Source organism: Erwinia sp. Leaf53, assembly GCF_001422605.1.
Classification (GTDB): Bacteria; Pseudomonadota; Gammaproteobacteria; order Enterobacterales; family Enterobacteriaceae; genus Erwinia.
On the sequence record NZ_LMLK01000018.1, the window covers coordinates 1 to 1,391 of the forward strand.

Annotated in this window: 1 protein-coding gene and 1 pseudogene; both read right to left on the reverse strand. The window is 67.3% G+C overall.

Annotated features, from left to right (window positions below):
- On the reverse strand, positions 1-432 hold a 432-nt coding region (locus ASF13_RS24930), incomplete at both ends, for a type VI secretion IcmF C-terminal domain-containing protein (protein WP_304437882.1).
- Between the two features lies 1 nt (position 433).
- Positions 434-1,391, reverse strand: a pseudogene (locus ASF13_RS11655) (ImcF-related family protein); the annotation flags it as partial.

The following is a 1,391-nucleotide window of genomic DNA, read 5'->3' on the forward strand; positions in this document are numbered from 1 at the left end:
GGCCATGGTGCTGTGGGCAAAACAGCCGAACTACAGCGATCGGCGAACTGCCGCGTCCCCGCCTGGGTGCTTACCCAGCTCAGGGTGGCGCCCGGCGCTTCGGTGTCCGCAGGCCAGTTCACCCGCCGCCACTGCGGCATCTGGTTCATATACACCAGCTTCTGGCTGTCGATGATCATGCTGGTCTGCATCACGCCTTCAGAGGTGCCCGGGCGCAGCTCAAAGCGCATCCCGGCGGTGCCCTGGGTGAAGGCGACGTCGGCGATGTGGCTGAGGGTATTCATCGCGGCGATAAATTTTGGGTTGAAGGTCAGCCCCTGCGCGTTGATGCCGTCCGGCACCCAGTGGCTGCCCTCGCGGTGCAGCACGCCGTTAAGACGGGTTTGCAGGAACTGCGCGATGCGCCCGAATCTGGAGACGCGCCTGCGCCCGNGCGCGTTGATGCCGTCCGGCACCCAGTGGCTGCCCTCGCGGTGCAGCACGCCGTTAAGACGGGTTTGCAGGAACTGCGCGATGCGCCCGGCGTCGGCGTTCAGGTATTTCGCCAGCAGCGGCAGCGACGCGTCGCTGCTGGCGCTGCTGAACGGATAGCGCCCGCCGAAGGCGCCGTTCCACTCAGCAACCACCGCCTGCCGCCACTGGGCGTTCAGGCTCTCTGCCGCCGGGGCCAGCACCTGCTGCCACGCCTGCTCCAGCGGGTTCACAAACACCGTGCGGCCAAAACCGCTCCACTCCTGCCCCAGCCCGGCGGCCACCAGGCTGCCGTAGTCGCGGGTTTCGGTCAGATCCACCGCTTTGCCCTGGAACACCGTCTGCGCCAGCGTCCGGGTCATCGCCTGCGGGTCGGCGGCGTTGGTCACCTGCTGCAGGCGTAATCGCACCTGAGTGACGCGGGTCAGCCAGGACTGCAGGCTCTGGGCCTGCGCGCCGGCGCGGGTTTTGTCCATCAGCGCCAGCAGCGGACCAAAGGTTGCATCCAGCGGCCCCTGCACGCCGGCGCTCTGGTCAATGGCATCCCGGTCGTTGCTGCCCAGCAGATTTTTCGCCGATTTCACCAGCGAGTCGGCGATCGCTCCCCCGGTCTGCCCGGTCCGCCCCTGGACGTTCAGCTGGTTCATCAGCGCCACCAGCGGCGACTGGCGGACGTCCGCCATCAGGGTCAGCTGGTCGATGGAGTCCGACAGGGTGGCGGCGTGGTTCCAGCGCAGGCCGTTGAGAAACGCCAGCCACGCCCCGGCAAAATCAGCGAAATAACGCGCCGTCAGCCGTTGTTTCAGCGCGTCGGGCGAGCCTGCCTGCTGCGGCTTTTGCCTGCCGTCGGTCAGCACCCAGTCCAGCTCGTCCCGGCGCGCTTTCACCACCTTTTCAATGGCGGGCTGAACGGCCTGCTC